Below are 19,317 nucleotides of genomic sequence, written 5' to 3' on the forward strand. Positions count from 1 at the left end.
CTAATAGGAAGATGCATGTTGTTACCGCCACAAAGACAAGGTCAGGAGTCTCATGAATCAACAATATTCTGCTATGCGTAGCAATGTCAGTATGCTTGGCAAGCTACTTGGAGATACGATAAAAGAAGCACTTGGTGAGGAAATTTTAGATAAGGTCGAATCTATTCGAAAATTATCTAAATCATCACGAGCAGGTAATGAAGTGCAGCGACAAAAGTTGTTACTCACGTTACAGAATCTCTCTAATGATGAATTATTACCCGTTGCTAGAGCATTCAATCAATTCTTGAACCTGACGAATGTAGCCGAACAATACCATAGCATTTCACCTCATGGTGAAGCCGCGAGTAATCCGGTGGCATTGGCAAAATTAATCTCTCGACTAAAAGATAAGAATTTTACGGATGCACAATTAAAAGAAGCCGTAGAACAAATCTCTATTGAGCTGGTATTAACGGCGCATCCAACCGAAATTGCACGTCGTACTCTGATCCATAAGCTGGTTGAAGTTAATACCTGTTTATCTCAACTCGATCATGATGATTTAGCCGATTATGAACGCACGAATATTATGCGTCGCTTACGCCAGTTAGTTGCTCAATCATGGCACACAGATGAAATTAGAAAAATCCGTCCAACGCCAATTGATGAAGCAAAATGGGGTTTTGCTGTTGTTGAAAATAGTTTATGGGAAGGTGTTCCCGCTTTCTTACGTGAATTTAATGAGCAGCTTAAAGAATCGATAGATTACAACTTACCAGTAGAAGCCTCACCTATTCGTTTTACATCATGGATGGGGGGAGACCGTGATGGTAACCCAAACGTTACAGCAGAAATTACGCGTCATGCTTTACTATTAAGTCGTTGGAAAGCTGCTGATTTATTCTTAAATGATATCCAAGTGCTTGTTTCAGAACTTTCGATGACAGAAAGTACACCTGAACTGCGTGAATTAGCGGGGGGTGCTGAAGTTGCAGAGCCTTATCGTGAAATTGCTAAACAGTTACGTACTCGCTTACAAGTGACCCGTGATTATTTAGAACAACGCATTAAAGGCCAACAATCTCTGCCACCTGAAGGGCTATTAATTGATAATGCAGAGCTTTGGGAACCACTTTATGCATGTTATCAATCGTTGACTCAGTGTGGTATGCGTATTATTGCCAATGGGCAATTGTTAGATACATTACGTCGTATCCGTTGTTTTGGCTTACAACTAGTTAAACTGGATATTCGCCAAGAAAGCACCAATCACACGGAAGCGCTCTCTGAATTAACACAATATTTAGAGTTGGGCGATTATGCGGCTTGGTCGGAAGAGCAAAAACAAACATTCTTACTGGAAGAATTAAACTCTAAGCGTCCTCTTATTCCTACAAATTGGCAACCTAGTGCCCCGACACAAGAAGTATTTGAGACTTGCCGTGTTATTGCGCAATCACCAAAAGATTCTATCGCTTCTTATGTTATCTCAATGGCAAAAGTGCCTTCTGATGTATTAGCAGTAAAACTTTTATTAAAAGAAGCGGGTGCGGATATTCGCTTACCGGTTGCTCCGTTATTTGAAACACTTGAAGACTTAAATAACGCTGAAAGCGTGATGACTCGTCTGTTTGATATTCCGTGGTACCGCGATTTAATTGATGACAAGCAAATGGTGATGATTGGCTATTCAGACTCTGCAAAAGATGCGGGTGTGATGGCTGCGTCATGGGCACAATATCGAGCTCAAGATTCTCTGATCAAACTTTGTGAAAAATCAGGCGTAACATTAACATTATTCCATGGACGTGGCGGTACCATTGGTCGTGGCGGTGCACCAGCTCATGCAGCATTACTATCTCAACCACCAGGAAGCCTGAAAGGTGGCCTGCGTGTAACTGAGCAAGGTGAAATGATCCGCTTTAAGTTTGGTTTGCCACAAGTGACAATTAGCAGTCTAGCTCACTATGCAGGCGCGATTTTAGAAGCTAACTTATTGCCACCACCAGAACCCAAAGCCCCTTGGATTGAAGTGATGGATTCATTGTCTGACGTTTCTTGTGCAATGTATCGTGATTATGTTCGAGGACAAGAAGACTTTGTGCCTTACTTTAGGGCGGCAACCCCAGAAGGGGAATTGGGGAAATTACCTCTTGGTTCACGCCCAGCCAAACGTCGTCCAACAGGGGGCGTTGAAACTTTGCGTGCGATCCCGTGGATCTTTGCATGGACTCAAAACCGATTAATGTTACCTGCTTGGTTGGGGGCAGGAGCCGCGTTACAACATGAAATCGATAGCGGAAAACAAGCGGTATTAGATGATATGTGTGAGAACTGGCCGTTCTTCAATACACGTATTGCTATGTTGGAAATGGTGTATGCCAAAGCGGATTTATGGTTAGCGGAATATTATGATCAACGTTTAGTTGAAGAGCGTTTATGGCCATTAGGAGCGAAATTACGTCAACAACTTTCTGATGATATTAAGAGTGTCTTGGCAATTTCAAAAGATGAGCACTTAATGGCGGATTTACCGTGGGTAGCGGAATCTATTGCGCTACGTAATGTGTATACTGATCCATTAAACGTACTTCAGGCTGAGTTATTACAGCGCTCTCGTACTCATAGTGAGTCTGATCCACGTATTGAACAAGCGCTAATGGTAACAATTGCTGGTATTGCAGCGGGTATGCGTAATACTGGTTAGTGCTTAGCGAGTGAAAAATTAAAAACAGCGCTTAATTAGGCGCTGTTTTTTTATGCTTATTTATTTTAAAGACGCGATAAATAAAATGCAATTAACACGAAAAATAAACCAGCGTTGATGCCAATTAGTTACCCCTTTATTAAGAGAAGAAAATAAAGAGTAACTAGAAAATTGTTTTGCGATTATTTTTTGATTTTGTGCATCACAACATTTACGAAAAAGAATAAAAAAACTACCTAATTCACGAACAGCTTGTTGGCGGAGTGCTTTCGCTAATAACTGATCAGATTGTTTATCTGCTTCTTTTAATAACTGTAAGATTATCTGCAAATAACTTTGGGTTCGTTTGGCTTCTTTTTGTTGGTCGGGTTTGCGTGTAATAGAGTCAGGATTAGCGCAGTAATAATAGAGAGGTTGGTTATCAAAACCCATTCGCTCTGCAACAAGCGCTAATTGTGTTGTCCACAGTATATCTTCATGATAAAGACCTTCAATAAATTGAAGTTGGTATTTTTTTATTAAGTCATGTCGGATTAATTGCAACCAAACGAAATGTGGCCATTGGTGTTGAGTGACGGCATGAATGATCCACTCACTGCCTTTTATGACTTTTTGATAAGGTTGTCGTTGATGGATTGTTTTTTGGTGCTTTTTAAGATCACATGGATTGTATCGTTCGCCATTGCCAATTAAAACATCAACGTGTTGCGTAACGGCTAGTTGATACCAATGTGCGAGCAATTCAGGTTTAATAAAATCATCGCTATCAAAAAAAATTATCCATTCACCTTGAGCATATTTTAAACCCGTATTTCTTGCGCTGGATAATCCTTGATTAGTTTGTTGATAAAGCGTCACACGCACATCTTTTTGGCAATAAGAGGTTGCGATTTCAGCACTATTATCTGTCGAACCATCATTAACAATAATGACTTCAATATCAGTGAAAGTTTGTGTGAGCACACTATCCAATAATCTCGTTATACGAGACGCTTCATTAAACATAGGAACAATGACAGAAATTTTGGGTATTTTCACAATATTGAGCCAGTTATCAATAAATAAAGTTTTGCTATCTTACCCCTTTTTTGCCTTTTCATAAGACTCAATCGCTCTTATTCGTGCTTTGGCGTGATCAACTATCGGTAATGGATAATCAAGAGAATTATTGGTTTTTGCGGCCCATTCATGAGGTGTGTGAATATACCGACTAGGCACATTGGCTAGCTCAGGAAGCCAATGACGGATAAATTCGCCATCAGGATCAAACTTGCGACCTTGGGTTGTGGGATTGAAAATTCGAAAATAAGGTACTGCATCGGTTCCTGTGGACGCAGCCCATTGCCAACCACCGTTATTTGATGCGAAATCGCCATCAATGAGCTGTGACATAAAATAACGCTCACCCCAACGCCAATCAATTAATAAATCTTTTATAAGAAAACTGGCTGTGAGCATACGTAAGCGGTTATGCATCCAACCTGTGTGATTAAGTTGTCTCATGGCGGCATCAATAATAGGAAAGCCGGTTAAACCTTGTGTCCAAGCATTAAATTCCTCTTCATCATTACGCCAATTAATTTTTTCAGTCCAAAGCTGAAAGGCAATGTGTTTGCATAAATGAGGATTAGCCACAATTAAGTGTTGATAAAACTCTCGCCAAACCAATTCGTTAAACCACACAAAGGCACCTGATGAACTGTTTTCTAAAAAATCAGGCTCCGTTTGGTATAGGCGATTAAAACATTGGCGAATAGATAGTAATCCAATCGAAAGATAAGGGGATAATCGACTTGTGCCATCAACTGCTGGAATGTCTCGCCATTTTGCATAATGTGGGACGCTTTCATAACAGAATTGTTTTAAGCGTTTAAGTGCCTCTTCTTCAGTGGCGATAAAAGAGGGCGAGCTTGTATTTTCAAGTGAAAACAGCGGGGCTTTTAAAGGTGATACAACTTTTTGATGTGTTCTGATCTCAGGGATCGGTAACGAAGCATTATTTTGTGAAAAAAAGAGTCGCAAGAATGCATTTCTAAAGGGAGTAAAAACCTTATACATCTCTCCTTGTTGGGTGACTACATTACCCGGTGGAATAAACACATTGTCATGATAGGCATAAACGGTTGTCTTATTCTCTAGTAACTCAGAGACTTTTTTATCACGGCGTTGCTCATTAAGGGCATATTGGTGATTGAAAAAAAGCGCAGTAACTTGATGTTGTTGGCAATAGTGCGCCACTTCATTGGCTGCATTTGAATAAGTATTACTAATCACTAATGTGAGTGGAATATTGAGTTTTGCCAGCGATATCGAAAGATTAAGTAACGCATCATGAATAAACGCCTGACATGACAAAGCCATATGATGGGCTTTCCATTGTTCAGGCGTAATGGTGAAAAGGGCATGCACCTGTGCGTGTTTATCTTGGCAAGCATTAAAGAGTGCCTTGTTATCCGTCACTCTTAAATCATTACGAAACCAAACTAAATGAACAGGAGACGGGTGCATGTAACCTCTCTTAATCTAATTTAGGATGTTGATCGATAAGGGATTGGCGTTTTTTCTGCAATGCTTCAATTTCCGCTTCGATATCTTCAACACGGTGTTCAATACTATCATAGTGCTCTGACAAAATTTCTTTAGCTTCTGATTTATCAGATGCTGCTGGTGTTGCTCCACGCAACGGTTTATTGGCAGTTTCAATCATCTTAATCCCAGTGATAAAACCGACAACGGCAACAATCATCAGATAATAAGCAGGCATATACAAATCACCTGTTGCTTCAACTAACCATGCAGCCGCTGTTGGTGTTGCACCCGCAATTAATACTGAGATATTAAATGCGATTGCTAATGCACTATAACGAATATGGGTCGGGAATATGGCTGGTAAAATGGATGCCATGACTCCAGTAAAACAGTTAAGTAAAACGGCAAGAATTAATAATCCTAAGAAAATTAACCCGATTTCATCACTGTTAATCATCATAAACGCGGGGTAAGCAAGGACAAATAACCCAATACTACCGCCAATAACAAAGGGTTTTCGGCCAATTTTGTCACTCAGTAACCCAATTACAGGTTGTACGAACAACATACCTATCATAATCGCGATGATGATCAGCACACCGTGATCTGCCGAATAGTTTAGGTTATGAGATAAATAACTCGGCATATAAGTTAATAACATATAGTAGGTGACATTAGTGGCAATCACTAAACCTACACATACGGTTAAACTTTTCCAATATTTCGATGCGATTTCACGTAATGAAACACGAGGTGGATCTTGAATAGATTTTCGGTCGTCGCTATTCATTGCATCAACATGTTGTTGGAATGCAGGTGTTTCTTCTAAAGCATGACGTAAATATAAGCCAATAAGACCTAACGGTAATGCCAAGAAGAATGGAATACGCCATCCCCATTCATGAAATGCAGCTTCACCCAAAATAGTTGAGATAAGTACAACAACCCCCGCACCCATGACAAAGCCTGCGATTGAACCGAAATCTAACCAGCTTCCCATAAATCCACGTTTACGATCTGGTGAGTATTCAGCAACGAAAATTGCTGCTCCTGAATATTCTCCACCAATAGAGAAACCTTGTGCTAATTTGGCAAGTAATAATAAGACTGGCGCCCAAATACCGATGGTTTCATATGCAGGGATAAGGCCAATGGCAAACGTACTGAGTGCCATAATAATGATGGTGACAGATAAAACTTTCTGACGACCAAATTTATCCCCTAGCATTCCAAATACAACACCCCCTAATGGTCTTATCAAGAAAGGTACAGAGAAGGTGGCAAGAGCCGCAATCATCTGTACGCCAGGTGATGCACCAGGGAAGAAGACTTGACCTAAAACGTAAGCAAGGAAGCCGTAAACACCAAAGTCGAACCATTCCATGGCATTACCTAATGCGGCCGCAGTAATGGCTTTTTTGAGCTTACTATCATCAATAATGGTTATATCATTGATTTGTAGTGGTTTGTTTCTTTTTTTCTTCATTTTCATATTAAGTGACCTTTATTAAGGTATTCGTAATTTCTTGTTATTCAATTAATTAAAAGAAATGAAGTGACTATTTGTTAGCGAGAAGAGTGAGTGATAAAAATTCACTAAAAAACAGCTTACTTCTACCAAAATTAAATAGTGATATTAAGCTAATAGATAAGAGAATATTTATTAAGTATAGATGAGTTTGAATAAGATAATAGGAAGTTTTCTTTATTGTTTTGATATAACAAAACATAGCCTCTAAGTATTAAAATGTGATCAATATCATAACGTAATTCTGCTTTTCTGTAAAATTTATGGTGTTAGTGATTGTAAATTTAGTTTAAGTAAAAGGAAAGTTTTTGCAATAAAAGGGTGAAAGTAAAATTAAAATTCTATTTTAATAACATGGTTTTAGGCTAGGTTATTGTTTTTTTTGATTCAGGCTAACGCATTCGCATGAGTCTTGTGCATAATACAAAGGTTGATAGATAAGTAGAAAATAATAACACCTTATTTTGCTTTATTACTCTTTCGAATAGTTAAGGTGAAGGTGTGGATAATGGAATAGATCTCGCTATTCTTATTATAAGATTAAATCAAGAGAGTATGACGAGATATCACAGTAGAGATATTAAAGATAGCTTATCTATTACTCATATTTAGAATAAAAATTTATAAAATTAATAATTAACCGCGCATTTGTGCAGATTAACCCAGGTACCTCTATGAACATTAATCAACTGAAAAGCTTTGTTGAAGTCGTAAAAAATAATTTCAACATTACTAATGCGGCTGAAAAACTCTACACCTCTCAACCCACAATTAGTAAACAACTCAAAATATTAGAAGATGAGCTCAGTGTGTCTCTGTTTGTCCGTAAAAATAATAATTTATTAGCACTAAGCCCAATGGGTAAAGAAGTGCATAAAATTGCCTGTGATATTCTTGGGCAAGTTGATCGAATTAAAAGCATTGTGGCTGAAGAGGATCGTAATAAAAAAGTTGATTTGCATATTGCAACAACACATACCCAAATTCGCTATTCATTACCCAATGTTATTGACCATTTTCGGCGCTATTACCCTAATATTTCCTTACATTTTCATCAAGGAGCTCCTGCTCAGTTAGCGGAAATGGTCAAAAATGGTGATGTGGATTTCGCTATCGCAACAGAGTCTATGCACTTGTATGAAGATTTAATTACCCTGCCTTGTTATCGTTGGACGCGAAGTTTACTCGTTCCTTACGACCATCCTCTCGCCGAATTACAAGACGATGAACAAGTCACTATAGAACAAATGGCAGAGTATCCATTAATTACCTATGTTTTTGGTTTTACGCGAGGATCGAAGTTAGACAAGGTATTTTATAAAAATAATCTTAAGCCTAAAGTAGCATTAACAGCGACGGATACAGAAATTATTAAATATTACGTTAAGCGCCATTTAGGTATTGGTGTTATTGCAACGGCTTCTTATGATGAAACGGAAGATAGTGGTGCATTAAAATGTATAAATATCGATCATCTTGTACAACCGAGTTATACCCATATTTGTGTCAGTAAACATACGCATATGAAAGATTATATGCATGAGTTTATTTCTCTTTATGCTCCTCATATTGATAAAAATATTATTCAGATGCCAGAACAGTGGGAAAGCCAATGGCACAGTAAAGAGGTCTATCAAGAATTACCTGATTTACGCTCTGTAAATATCAATAATAGCGTTGCAGAATAGATATCAAAATAAAAAAAGCCCGTTGTGCGGGGGCAATAACGGGCTTTGGGCAGAATAATAAAAGATTAGCGGGTCAGAATATTAACAAAAATCTGAGCACCGACTAATAAACAATCATCATCGACAAAATAAGGATTTGCGTGAAGGTAATTATTAATCCCTTTCGCTTGGTTACCACTTCCTAAGAAGAACATTGCACCGACTTTACCTTTAGTGGCATTAACCATATAGCTAAAGTCTTCACTGCCTGTCATAGGCTTACCGTTCGATTCAATATTCTCTTCTGGTAAAAATTTACGCATCGCATCTAGTAAACGCTGATGTGCAGTTGGATGATTTACAACAGCAGGGTATCCGCTATAGCTTAATGTGGTTTTAAATCCACCCGCTGTACTACGAGCCACAATTTCATCAAAACTCGCTTTCAGTATTTGGTCGGTATTTTCATCCATAGAACGGATAGTACCGCGAGCTTGAACGTGGTCAGCCAATGCGTTAGGGATAGTTCCCCCATTGATCATGCCACAACCAAAGACTGCTGGGCTAAATGGATCTGTTTTTTTCGCAACAACATAATCCATATAATCAATTAAGCGAGTCGCTTCGCGAATGGCATCTAAACCTTTGTGTGGTGTTGAACCATGTGCAGAAACCCCATAAACATCTAATGTCCATGCTGAGCCATAAGATGACATCACGCCATCATTAAAGCGTACACAACCCGTTTCAATAGCCGCATCATTATGAAGTGCATAGGTTTCATCAACGCCTTCCATGCAACCCATTTCAACCATTTTTTCAGCACCAGGAACACGCATATCTTCTTCAGCCATTTGGAAAATAAAGCGGACGTTCGCGCTCATCTCTTCTTTATTTTCGGCAAGATATTTTGCACTGGTTAATGCCATAGTCATATGGGTATCGTGACCACAGTTATGTGCACAGCCTTGGTGAATGGAACTGTGTTCATTATTGGTTAAGTCTGGCATTTCTAATCCGTCCATATCAGCACGGATCGCAATTAATGGGAATTCAGCATTAACAATTAAGTCAGCAGTAAAACCGGTATATCCATCAAAAGTTCTAATTTGATAACCAAAACTTTCCATTAATTCACGGCAATACTTTGATGTCTTATATTCTTCACCTGATAACTCAGGTATTTTGTGCAAGTCTTGTCGTGTTTTTTTACTAAAGTCATTTAATTGAAAGAGTTTTTCACTGACATTATAAATATTATTCATTAGATAACTCCCTGGATAGTAAATCCAATTTGCGCGACGATTGATGCTCCAAAGAAACAACATGTTGAAACAATCATGAAAATAAGAATAACTTTCCATGACATTTTCTTAAGTTCTTCTAATTGACCACCAACAGATAAACCAGCAAATGCTAATAAAGGTACACAACAAGATAAGAAAGAGACTTTACCAATAGAACTAATAAAGAAATCTCTTACTGGTGTTTCGGGTAAACAAATAAGTATCCCAATAATTGTTGCATAAGCAAATGTTGGTAAAGATGAAGGTAAATAATGTTTTGCAACGAGTGAAATAAATACCACTAATGACATAGCAATAAAGCTATCCCACATTGCATAAAGAGCGATCCCTGATGTTAACGTCTGAGTAAACATTGCCAGTAAAATAGCAACGAATACAAATTTCATATCAATAATTATATTTTTCATGCAGTTTTGCCTCTGGTGAAAATTTTATAAATTTTTTCTGAAAGAGGTAAACCTAAATAGGTTAATGACAGTGCGCCAAGTGCTGATGATAATAAGTTAGATGCAGCGGCAACACTTAATACTTGCTGTGCTAAAGCTTCATCAAGACCATTAATTAACGCACCTGATGCAGCACTTAACATTGAACCAGAACCCACGCCAGAGCCTGCAGCAAGCGCAAGTGGGTGCAATCCTGTTAATGGAGCAATACTACCTAATACACTAAACCATAAAGTACCGATAACAGAACCACATAAATAAATGGCTAATACACCAATATATTCTTGTGAGCCTGTACCAAACTTACCTTGAATAACAGCAATAGAAGGTTCACGGCTAATAGATGAACAAGCACCAATTGCACGACGACCAAATCCAAATTTAATGGCTAATGGAACTGCAATTAATACAGGTAATAAGTTTCCGAGTTCCTGAACAAATAAAGGAATACCGACACTTAAAATCATTTTAATATTAGGAACAATCATCCCTGCATATTGTGTACCTAAAATAAGTAGGCTAAAACCTACCATTTTACCGCAGAAGCCTTCTTCTTTTTCTGTAAATAATTTACCCCATACTTTAATTTTTTTACGAGTAAATCCAGAAGATATACACATACCAATAATGACAGCAAAGAGCATTGGTAGAATAGGTATTACTGCAATGCCAATCTTAATTTCTTTTTTACCAATCACGTATTGTGAAATAAAAATTAAGAAAAGGACTGCCAGAATACTAATAAAGAAAACCTTTATCGGACTTCTACTTTTGTCCATCCGTTAATCTCCGTCGAAAAATAATCAGGCTTTATTTTAGAGGACAAAAAGCAAAAGGTAGCGTGACCAATGTCATGTTTATTTCATACCTCTTTTTCATGGGGCATGAAATAATACAATGGTGATAAAATTATTAACAAATAGAAGAAAGTTAAATTTTTTAATAAAGACAGTGATTAAGGCTGAAATGAGTTAGCTTAATTGTTAATAAAGATGTGTAGTGAAAAATAATAATTAAAAATTATTTTAATTATTAAAATAATCCTATAAATAAATTTTGTCCATTATTTAGTAAATAATAATACGTTATTAATGAGATATATTCTTATTTAATGCGGTTATTATAAATTTAATGAATGTATTTGGAAGTGATATTTTATTTTTTACATTTTTACCGATGCTTACTTTATCACGACAGTGACATTATAGTGATTGGTGTTATTCTTTATATTTGAGTTAGTAAAATAAATTTCTCTGTAAGCAGGTAAGGGAAAGTAATCGAAGAACACAAGGAAATAGGCTTAGCTCACAGAGACACAATTTACCCAAAACTGAGGAAAGACATCACCATGAGTAAGCAAACAGTTGCAACTTATATTGCTAAAGTACTCCATAATGCAGGTGTAAAACGTATTTGGGGCGTGACAGGTGATTCACTCAATGGATTAAGTGATAGCTTGCGAAAGATGGGAACAATTGAGTGGATGGGAACTCGCCATGAAGAAGTGGCCGCATTTGCTGCAGGTGCAGAAGCCGCAGTCAATGGAGAATTGGCGGTTTGCGCTGGCTCTTGTGGACCGGGAAATTTACATCTTATCAATGGACTTTTTGATTGCCATCGTAATCATGTTCCAGTGTTAGCTATTGCTGCACATATTCCTTCTGCTGAAATTGGTAGTAATTACTTTCAAGAGACTCATCCTCAAGAGCTTTTTCGTGAATGCAGTCATTATTGTGAATTAGTCTCAAACCCAGAGCAGATCCCGCAAATTCTCGCTATTGCTATGCGAACTGCAATTTTGAAAAAAGGGGTGGCTGTTGTGGTTTTACCGGGTGATGTTGCACTAAAACCTGCCCCAGAAGATGCGCATGAAAATTGGTATCCGCTACAGTTCCCATTGATTATGCCCAATCGTTTTGAAATCGAAAAATTATCTGATGCACTGAATAACGCAAAAAATATTACCCTAATGTGCGGTGCTGGGTGTGCTCAGGCACACGATGAAGTGATTAAATTGGCTCAAACTTTAAAAGCGCCTGTTGTACATGCATTGCGAGGCAAAGAGTACATTGAGTGGAAAAATCCGTACAGTGTAGGAATGACTGGGTTAATTGGTTTTTCATCAGGTTATCATGCGATGGAAAATGCGGATACGCTGGTGCTATTAGGAACACAATTTCCTTATCGTGCGTTTTATCCATCAAAAGCTAATATTATTCAAATCGATATTAATCCAAGCAGTCTTGGTTCACATTGTCATGTCGATATGGCAATGATTGGTGATATTAAAGCAACGCTAAATGCTATACAGCCTCGTTTAAAAGAGAAAACAGATACCTCTCACCTTGATGCTTCATTGAAACATTACGCGAAAGCACGACAAGATCTGGATGCGCTTGCACAACCAAGTGAGCGAGAACTTATTCATCCACAATATTTAGCACGTAGATTGAGTGAGTTGGCAAATGACGATGCTATTTTTACCTGCGATGTCGGAACACCAACAGTGTGGGCAGCTCGTTATGTAGGAATGAATGGAAAACGTCGTTTGCTGGGCTCGTTTAATCATGGCTCTATGGCAAATGCGATGGCTCAATCTATTGGTGCACAAGCATTAGATAGAAAACGCCAAGTTATTGCAATGTGTGGTGATGGTGGATTCACTATGTTAATGGGCGATTTTATTTCGTTAGCACAAATGAATTTGCCAGTGAAAGTGATTATTTTTAATAACAGTGTATTAGGTTTTGTGGCTATGGAGATGAAAGCCGGTGGTTATTTAACAGATGGCACAGATTTGCATAACCCTGATTTTGCTGCCATTGCTAATGCATCTGGTATCAAAGGTATCCGTGTTGAAAAAGGGGAAGATCTGGATAAGGCTCTGAAAGAGGCTTTTGAACATGATGGCCCTGTGATTGTGGATGTGGTAACTGCAAAACAAGAGCTTTCTATGCCTCCTGAAATTAAGTTTGAACAGGCAAAAGGTTTTAGCTTGTATATGATGAAAGCGATTATTAATGGCCGAGGTGATGAAATTGTTCAACTCGCTAAAACGAATTGGTTACGTTAATCGCCTACCTGCAACTCGAATTATTTAGAGTATTAATTGAAGATAAAGACCCTATCAACATAAGCCGATAGGGTTTTTTATTATTGAGTTTTTTCTGTTAAACAGAAGTTTTCAATTAATTGCCCCATTAATTCACGAGTTGGCTCAATAAATGCCATATCAATAAATTCATCAGGTTGGTGGGCTTGTTCAATCGAACCTGGGCCTAATACTAAGGTAGGGCAGAGATCTTGAATAAATGGCGCTTCAGTACAGTAGTTTACCGTTTGTGCTTTCTCACCTAATAACTTTTCAATGACTGCAACCATTTTATGATCGGTTGGGCACTCATAACCGGGAATAGGATCGTGTAATGCTTCAACATTTAAGCGACCCGGCCAACGTGCTTTTACGGGCGCTAATGTTTCGTGCAGTAAATCATCTAAATCTTGTAATGTAAGCCCGGGTAATGGGCGAATATCCATATGAAGTTCGCAACAAGCACAAATCCTATTTGCTGCATCACCGCCATTAATATAACCAAAGTTCATGGTGGGATAAGGGATAACAAATGCAGGATTGTTATAGCGCGTTTTTAGCGTATCGCGCAGTGTACTAAGATGAGTAATGGATTCATGCATTAACTCAATCGCATTCACGCCTTTTTCTGGATCGCTAGAGTGTCCTGATTGCCCTGTAATACGTATCGCATTTGATAAATGCCCTTTATGAGCACGAATAGGTTTTAGGGATGTCGGTTCGCCAATAATGGCAAAATCAGGGCGGATTGTTGTATTGGCGGCAAAATAACGTGCACCTGCCATAGAGGTTTCTTCATCTGCGGTAGCGAGAATATAAAGAGGGTGAGTTAACGTATTAGTATCTACATCTCGCAATGCATCAAGAATAAAAGCAAAAAAGCCTTTCATATCTGCAGTGCCTAAGCCGTATAACTTATTTTCTTTTTCTGTCAGTGTAAAAGGATCTTGTGTCCAACGACCTTCATCAAATGGCACTGTGTCAGTATGACCACAGAGTAATAACCCGCCTTTTCCTGTTCCTAATGTTGCTAAAAGGTTAAATTTTCCTCGAGTTTCAGGTACAGGTTGAATTTCAATTGAAAAACCTAATGTTTCCAACCAATTAGCAAGCAAATCAATCAGCGCTTCATTACTTTGATCGTTTTTAGCGTCTGTAGCGCTGATAGAGGGTGTTGCAATTAATTGACGATAAATCTCAATAAATGTAGGTAATTTAATATTCACTGTTGACAGCCTTTCTTCATAATAGTATCAATATTCATGCACTTTTTTTGAATAAAAATACATTAATCGGTTTGTGTTCATAGTACAAGGTAAGAATGACATGTTAAATACTCTGATTGTAGGAGCAAGTGGTTACACTGGCGCTGAATTAGCCGCCTATCTTCAGCAGCATCCTCATGTGAATTTGAGCAGACTGATGGTATCAGCTCAAAGTGCAGATGCAGGAAAGTGCTTTTCTGAACTTCATCCTCAATATCGTGGCTTAGTGGATCTCCCTTTAGAGCCAATGGTTGATGTTGTTAAAGCGGCAGAAAATATTGATATCGTTTTTTTAGCAACAGCCCATGAAGTCAGCCATGACATTGCCCCGATTTTTTTAGAGCAAGGTTGTGTGGTGTTCGACTTATCGGGTGCTTATCGAGTACAAAACAAGCATTTTTATCAACAATACTATGGATTCGAACATAAGAATACAGATTGGTTATCACAGGCTGTTTATGGATTAGCTGAATGGAATGCTGACATTATCAGTCAGGCGCAATTAATTGCTGTGCCAGGCTGTTATCCAACGGTATCTCAGTTGTCATTAAAACCCTTAGTGGAAGCGGGATTGTTAGATACCGCGCAATGGCCAGTCATTAATGCTACCAGCGGTGTAAGTGGTGCGGGTAGAAAAGCCTCTTTAACCAGCAGTTTTTGTGAGGTGAGTTTGCAACCTTACGGTGTGTTTACCCATCGCCATCAACCTGAAATTGCAACACACCTGGGCATTGATGTGATTTTTACTCCCCACTTAGGAAATTTTGCCAGAGGGATCTTAGCTACTATCACCTGTAAGTTAAAAGCAGGCGTGACACAAGACGAAGTTAGACAGGCCTTTGACGAAGCTTATCAAGACAAGCCATTAGTGCGTATATATGACAAAGGGTTACCTGCATTAAAAGCTGTGGTCGGAACCGCGTTTTGTGATATCGGGTTTGCTCAACAAGGTGAACATCTGATTGTGGTGGGCGTCGAAGATAACTTGTTAAAAGGGGCTGCGGCGCAGGCGGTGCAATGTATGAATATTCGGTTTGGTTTCGATGAAACCGAATCACTTATTTAAATAATGAGTAGGGAAGTTTCATGGAACCATTAATTATCAAACTGGGTGGTGTACTCCTTGATAACGAAGAAGCGCTAACACGTTTTTTCACAGCATTACAACAATATCGTTCAACACACTCTCGCCCTTTGGTCATCGTACATGGTGGTGGCTGTTTGGTGGATGAATTGATGGGTAAATTGCAATTACCTGTCGTGAAAAAGCAAGGCTTGCGTGTTACACCTGCTGATCAGATAGACATCATTACAGGGGCTCTGGCCGGAAGTGCTAATAAGACCTTGTTATCGTGGGCAACTCAGTTTGGGCTTAATGGTGTAGGGCTTTCTTTGGGGGATGGGCAATTAGCGAAAGTCACTCAAATCAATGAAGAGTTAGGCCATGTAGGAAATGCAACTCCCGGCTCTCCTGATTTACTTAATTTATTACTGGGTGCGGGCTATCTACCAATTATCAGCTCTATTGGTATGACTGAGAAAGGTGAGTTGATGAATGTCAATGCAGACCAAGCTGCAACCGCTATCGCAGAAACATTGAATGCTGATTTAGTGTTGCTTTCAGACGTCAGTGGCATTTTAGATGGTAAAGGTCAGAAGATAGCAGAGATGTCAGCCGAAAAAGCACAGGCATTAATTGACCAAGGCATTATCACTGACGGCATGATTGTGAAAGTAAATGCAGCGTTAGAAGCCGCCAAAACACTCGGCCGACCTGTTGAAATTGCAAGTTGGCGCCATGCTGAAAAACTAACTGCACTGTTTAATGGTGTAGCAGTAGGAACCCGTATTTTAGCTTAAAAATGACTCTATAAATCTTATCGCTATTTGATAGTTGGCAGAATTTAAACAAATTAGGAATTGAAGGTTATCACTATGACTAAAGGTATTAAGAAAATCGTATTAGCGTACTCAGGCGGATTAGATACTTCGGCGATCATTCCTTGGTTAAAAGAGCATTATGATAACTGTGAAGTTGTCGCTTTTGTTGCAGATGTAGGGCAAAGCCGTGATGATTTAGTTGGTGTAGAACAAAAAGCATTAGCGTCAGGAGCATCTGAGTGTTATATCGTTGATTTACGTGAAGAATTCATCAAAGACTACGTTTATCCTGTATTAAAAACAGGTGCTTTATATGAAGGTAGTTACTTATTAGGTACTTCAATGGCACGTCCTGTTATTGCTAAAGCACAGGTTGAATTGGCATTAAAATTAGGTGCTGATGCTGTTGCTCATGGTGCAACGGGTAAAGGTAACGATCAGGTTCGTTTTGAAAGCACCTATGCGGCACTTGCTCCACAACTTAAAGTCGTCGCGCCTTGGAGAGAGTGGGATTTACGTTCTCGTGAAGCACTGCTGGATTATCTGAAAGTCCGTCATATTCCCACTACTGCTACACTTGAGAAAATTTATAGTCGTGATGAAAACGCATGGCATATCTCAACGGAAGGTGGTGTATTAGAAAGTCCATGGAATGCGTCAAATGACGATTGTTGGGCATGGACTGTCGATCCTAAGAAAGCACCAGAGACACCAGAATTAGTCACTGTTACAGTTAAAGCGGGTGAAGTTGTTGCTGTAAACGGCAAAACACAATCACCTTTTGAGTGTTTAGATACATTAAATACATTAGGTGTTAAGCACGGAATAGGACGTATTGATATTGTTGAAAACCGTTTAGTAGGAATGAAATCTCGTGGCTGCTATGAAACTCCTGGGGGTACTATCATGATGGCTGCTCTACGTGGTGTTGAGCAACTTGTTCTTGATAGAGATGCGTTTAAATGGCGTCAACAACTTGGTTTAGAGATGTCGTATGTGGCTTATGACGGTCGTTGGTTTACGCCAATTCGTGCTTCACTACAAGCAGCTGCTGAATCGTTGGCAAAAGATGTGAATGGCGAAGTGGTTTTAGAGCTTTATAAAGGCCATGTGAATGCCATTCAGAAAAAATCAGAAAATAGCCTGTACTCTGAAGAGTTTGCAACCTTTGGTGAAGATGAAGTTTACGATCACAGTCATGCTGAAGGTTTTATCCGTTTATATTCTCTGCCATCACGTATTCGTGCGCTGAGCAAGAAATAATGTGAAGCAATAGAGTGGTACTAATAAGCATCACTCTCACTCTTTTTTATTACACAGAATAAATACAGGAAACGATTATGGCACTCTGGGGTGGACGTTTTAGTCAGGAAGCTGATCAACGGTTTAAACAATTCAATGATTCACTGCGGTTTGATTTTCGACTGGCACAACAGGATATCTTTGGCTCAGTAGCTTGGTCTAAAGCGTTAGTTACAGTGGGTGTCTTATCGCAAGATGAACAAGCTCAACTTGAGCAAGCGTTAAATGAATTATCAGAAGAAGTAACAGCAAACCCACAATCTATTTTGCAAAGTGATGCAGAAGATATTCATAGTTGGGTTGAAAGTAAACTTATAGCTAAAGTCGGTGATTTAGGTAAAAAATTACATACAGGTCGTAGCCGTAATGATCAGGTCGCAACAGACTTAAAATTATGGTGTAAAGAAGAGGTGATCCATCTTCGCCAAGCGATTGTTGAGCTACAAAAAGCTTTAGTTATTACCGCAGAACAAAATCAAAATGCAGTGATGCCTGGTTATACCCATTTACAACGCGCTCAACCAATAACATTCGCACACTGGTGTTTAGCCTACAATGAAATGTTAGCCAGAGATGAAAGCCGTTTAGCCGATGCTTTGAAACGTTTGGATATCAGTCCGCTGGGATGTGGTGCATTAGCAGGTACAGCTTATGATATCGATCGTGAACAATTAGCGGGATGGTTAGGTTTTGCGAGCGCAACTAATAATAGCCTAGATAGCGTATCCGATCGTGATCACGTATTAGAGCTATTATCTTCCGCATCTATTGGGATGGTGCATTTATCTCGTTTTGCTGAAGATTTAATTTTCTTTAATAGCGGAGAAGCCGGCTTTATTGAATTATCAGATAAAGTGACTTCTGGCTCATCATTAATGCCTCAAAAGAAAAACCCAGATGCGCTTGAGCTTATCCGCGGAAAATGTGGACGTGTTCAAGGTGCATTAACGGGTATGATGATGACCTTAAAAGGTCTACCTTTGGCTTACAATAAAGATATGCAAGAAGATAAAGAAGGATTATTTGATGCCATTGATACATGGTCTGATTGTTTGCATATGGCAACATTAGTTCTTGATGGTATTCAAATCCGTCGTCCTCGTTGTGAAGAAGCAGCTAAACAAGGTTATGCTAACGCTACTGAACTGGCAGATTATCTTGTTGCTAAAGGCGTACCATTTCGTGAAGCGCACCATATTGTGGGTGAAGTAGTTGTCTGTGCCATTGAGCAAGGTAAAGCGATTGAAGAGCTTCCTCTTTCTGAATTACAGATGTTTAACGATAAAATTATGATTGATGTGTACGAGATTTTATCGCTTCAATCTTGTTTAGATAAACGTCTTGCAAAAGGAGGCGTTTCTCAAAAACAGGTCGCTTATGCGATAGAAAAAGCAAAAGAAGCACTAAATATGGATAAATAAAAAAAGAGTTTATTTAAGACAACTTACTGTTATTCCATAAGAACAGGGTATTCATTGCCCTGTTTTTTTATTTTGAATTGCCGATAATATCTGTACTCATCTTGAATTCTTTAGAATATGAAGTAATTAGATTTGTTTATTAAGAAAATATCAAAAAAGAGAGACAGAATAACATTCGACTGATAGAAAAT

At 38.7% G+C, this 19,317-nt stretch carries 14 protein-coding genes; 7 read left to right on the forward strand and 7 right to left on the reverse strand.

Going from position 1 to position 19,317, the window contains the following annotated elements:
• Positions 1 to 52: 52 nt before the first annotated feature.
• On the forward strand, positions 53 to 2,689 hold the full coding sequence (gene ppc, locus JEP40_RS04565; RefSeq protein WP_109409917.1) for a phosphoenolpyruvate carboxylase: 2,637 nt from the start codon (positions 53 to 55) through the stop codon (positions 2,687 to 2,689).
• Positions 2,690 to 2,749: 60 nt separating this feature from the next.
• Here ppc and JEP40_RS04570 read toward each other — a convergent pair whose 3' ends face one another.
• The 3 genes from JEP40_RS04570 to proP are packed head-to-tail and all read right to left on the reverse strand — an operon-like array spanning position 2,750 to position 6,710.
• Positions 2,750 to 3,727 carry a glycosyltransferase gene (locus tag JEP40_RS04570; RefSeq protein ID WP_198622648.1) on the reverse strand — a complete coding sequence of 326 codons (978 nt, stop codon included), beginning with the start codon at positions 3,725 to 3,727 and terminating at the stop codon, positions 2,750 to 2,752.
• Between the two features lie 39 nt (positions 3,728 to 3,766).
• A complete protein-coding gene (phrB, locus tag JEP40_RS04575; protein ID WP_198622649.1) occupies positions 3,767 to 5,197 on the reverse strand; it encodes a deoxyribodipyrimidine photo-lyase in 1,431 nt (476 codons plus the stop codon).
• A gap of 10 nt (positions 5,198 to 5,207) precedes the next feature.
• The gene (gene proP / locus JEP40_RS04580; RefSeq protein WP_198622650.1) at positions 5,208 to 6,710 is read right to left on the reverse strand and encodes a glycine betaine/L-proline transporter ProP; all 1,503 of its coding nucleotides are present in this window, start codon (positions 6,708 to 6,710) and stop codon (positions 5,208 to 5,210) included.
• A gap of 710 nt (positions 6,711 to 7,420) precedes the next feature.
• On the opposite strand from proP, the gene JEP40_RS04585 reads away from it, so the two are divergent.
• Entirely contained in the window at positions 7,421 to 8,434 is a 1,014-nt protein-coding gene (locus JEP40_RS04585; protein WP_072070616.1) for a LysR substrate-binding domain-containing protein, read from the forward strand.
• Between the two features lie 65 nt (positions 8,435 to 8,499).
• Here the strand turns inward: JEP40_RS04585 and JEP40_RS04590 are convergent, their stop codons facing one another.
• The 3 genes from JEP40_RS04590 to JEP40_RS04600 are packed head-to-tail and all read right to left on the reverse strand — an operon-like array spanning position 8,500 to position 10,945.
• On the reverse strand, positions 8,500 to 9,678 hold the full coding sequence (locus tag JEP40_RS04590; RefSeq protein WP_198622651.1) for a M20 metallopeptidase family protein: 1,179 nt from the start codon (positions 9,676 to 9,678) through the stop codon (positions 8,500 to 8,502).
• Positions 9,678 to 10,127: a hypothetical protein gene (locus JEP40_RS04595; protein ID WP_006534124.1), complete on the reverse strand. Its 450-nt coding sequence runs from the start codon at positions 10,125 to 10,127 to the stop codon at positions 9,678 to 9,680. The genes JEP40_RS04590 and JEP40_RS04595 overlap by 1 nt, the downstream gene beginning before the upstream one ends.
• The gene (locus JEP40_RS04600; protein WP_198622652.1) at positions 10,124 to 10,945 is read right to left on the reverse strand and encodes a DUF3100 domain-containing protein; all 822 of its coding nucleotides are present in this window, start codon (positions 10,943 to 10,945) and stop codon (positions 10,124 to 10,126) included. The genes JEP40_RS04595 and JEP40_RS04600 overlap by 4 nt, the downstream gene beginning before the upstream one ends.
• Before the next feature lie 569 nt (positions 10,946 to 11,514).
• On the opposite strand from JEP40_RS04600, the gene poxB reads away from it, so the two are divergent.
• A complete protein-coding gene (gene poxB / locus JEP40_RS04605) occupies positions 11,515 to 13,239 on the forward strand; it encodes a ubiquinone-dependent pyruvate dehydrogenase (RefSeq protein WP_198622653.1) in 1,725 nt (574 codons plus the stop codon).
• 80 nt (positions 13,240 to 13,319) lie between these two features.
• Here poxB and argE read toward each other — a convergent pair whose 3' ends face one another.
• The gene (argE, locus tag JEP40_RS04610) at positions 13,320 to 14,483 is read right to left on the reverse strand and encodes an acetylornithine deacetylase (protein ID WP_198622654.1); all 1,164 of its coding nucleotides are present in this window, start codon (positions 14,481 to 14,483) and stop codon (positions 13,320 to 13,322) included.
• Between the two features lie 100 nt (positions 14,484 to 14,583).
• Between argE and argC the strand changes: the two genes are divergently transcribed.
• From argC to argH, 4 genes are all read left to right on the forward strand, one after another.
• On the forward strand, positions 14,584 to 15,588 hold the full coding sequence (gene argC / locus JEP40_RS04615; RefSeq protein WP_198622655.1) for an N-acetyl-gamma-glutamyl-phosphate reductase: 1,005 nt from the start codon (positions 14,584 to 14,586) through the stop codon (positions 15,586 to 15,588).
• A gap of 20 nt (positions 15,589 to 15,608) precedes the next feature.
• Positions 15,609 to 16,382, forward strand: coding sequence for an acetylglutamate kinase (gene argB / locus JEP40_RS04620; protein ID WP_198622656.1), 774 nt, complete (start codon positions 15,609 to 15,611; stop codon positions 16,380 to 16,382).
• Positions 16,383 to 16,457: 75 nt separating this feature from the next.
• Complete coding sequence (locus JEP40_RS04625; RefSeq protein ID WP_198622657.1) at positions 16,458 to 17,666, forward strand: argininosuccinate synthase; 1,209 nt, start codon at positions 16,458 to 16,460, stop codon at positions 17,664 to 17,666.
• A 77-nt stretch (positions 17,667 to 17,743) separates the two neighbouring features.
• Entirely contained in the window at positions 17,744 to 19,126 is a 1,383-nt protein-coding gene (gene argH, locus JEP40_RS04630) for an argininosuccinate lyase (protein WP_198622658.1), read from the forward strand.
• Positions 19,127 to 19,317: the final 191 nt, after the last annotated feature.

Origin of the sequence: Proteus vulgaris (assembly GCF_016239305.1) — a bacterium.
GTDB lineage: Bacteria > Pseudomonadota > Gammaproteobacteria > Enterobacterales > Enterobacteriaceae > Proteus > Proteus vulgaris_C.

Excerpts from the sequence above, each read along its gene's own strand:
- poxB (WP_198622653.1), top strand. The coding sequence starts at position 11,515 with ATGAGTAAGCAAACAGTTGCAACTTATATTGCTAAAGTACTCCATAAT.
- JEP40_RS04585 (WP_072070616.1), top strand. The coding sequence starts at position 7,421 with ATGAACATTAATCAACTGAAAAGCTTTGTTGAAGTCGTAAAAAATAAT.
- JEP40_RS04600 (WP_198622652.1), bottom strand. The coding sequence starts at position 10,945 with ATGGACAAAAGTAGAAGTCCGATAAAGGTTTTCTTTATTAGTATTCTG.
- argC (WP_198622655.1), top strand. The coding sequence starts at position 14,584 with ATGTTAAATACTCTGATTGTAGGAGCAAGTGGTTACACTGGCGCTGAA.
- JEP40_RS04590 (WP_198622651.1), bottom strand. The coding sequence starts at position 9,678 with ATGAATAATATTTATAATGTCAGTGAAAAACTCTTTCAATTAAATGAC.
- JEP40_RS04595 (WP_006534124.1), bottom strand. The coding sequence starts at position 10,127 with ATGAAAAATATAATTATTGATATGAAATTTGTATTCGTTGCTATTTTA.
- argB (WP_198622656.1), top strand. The coding sequence starts at position 15,609 with ATGGAACCATTAATTATCAAACTGGGTGGTGTACTCCTTGATAACGAA.
- ppc (WP_109409917.1), top strand. The coding sequence starts at position 53 with ATGAATCAACAATATTCTGCTATGCGTAGCAATGTCAGTATGCTTGGC.
- JEP40_RS04625 (WP_198622657.1), top strand. The coding sequence starts at position 16,458 with ATGACTAAAGGTATTAAGAAAATCGTATTAGCGTACTCAGGCGGATTA.
- phrB (WP_198622649.1), bottom strand. The coding sequence starts at position 5,197 with ATGCACCCGTCTCCTGTTCATTTAGTTTGGTTTCGTAATGATTTAAGA.
- proP (WP_198622650.1), bottom strand. The coding sequence starts at position 6,710 with ATGAAAATGAAGAAAAAAAGAAACAAACCACTACAAATCAATGATATA.
- argH (WP_198622658.1), top strand. The coding sequence starts at position 17,744 with ATGGCACTCTGGGGTGGACGTTTTAGTCAGGAAGCTGATCAACGGTTT.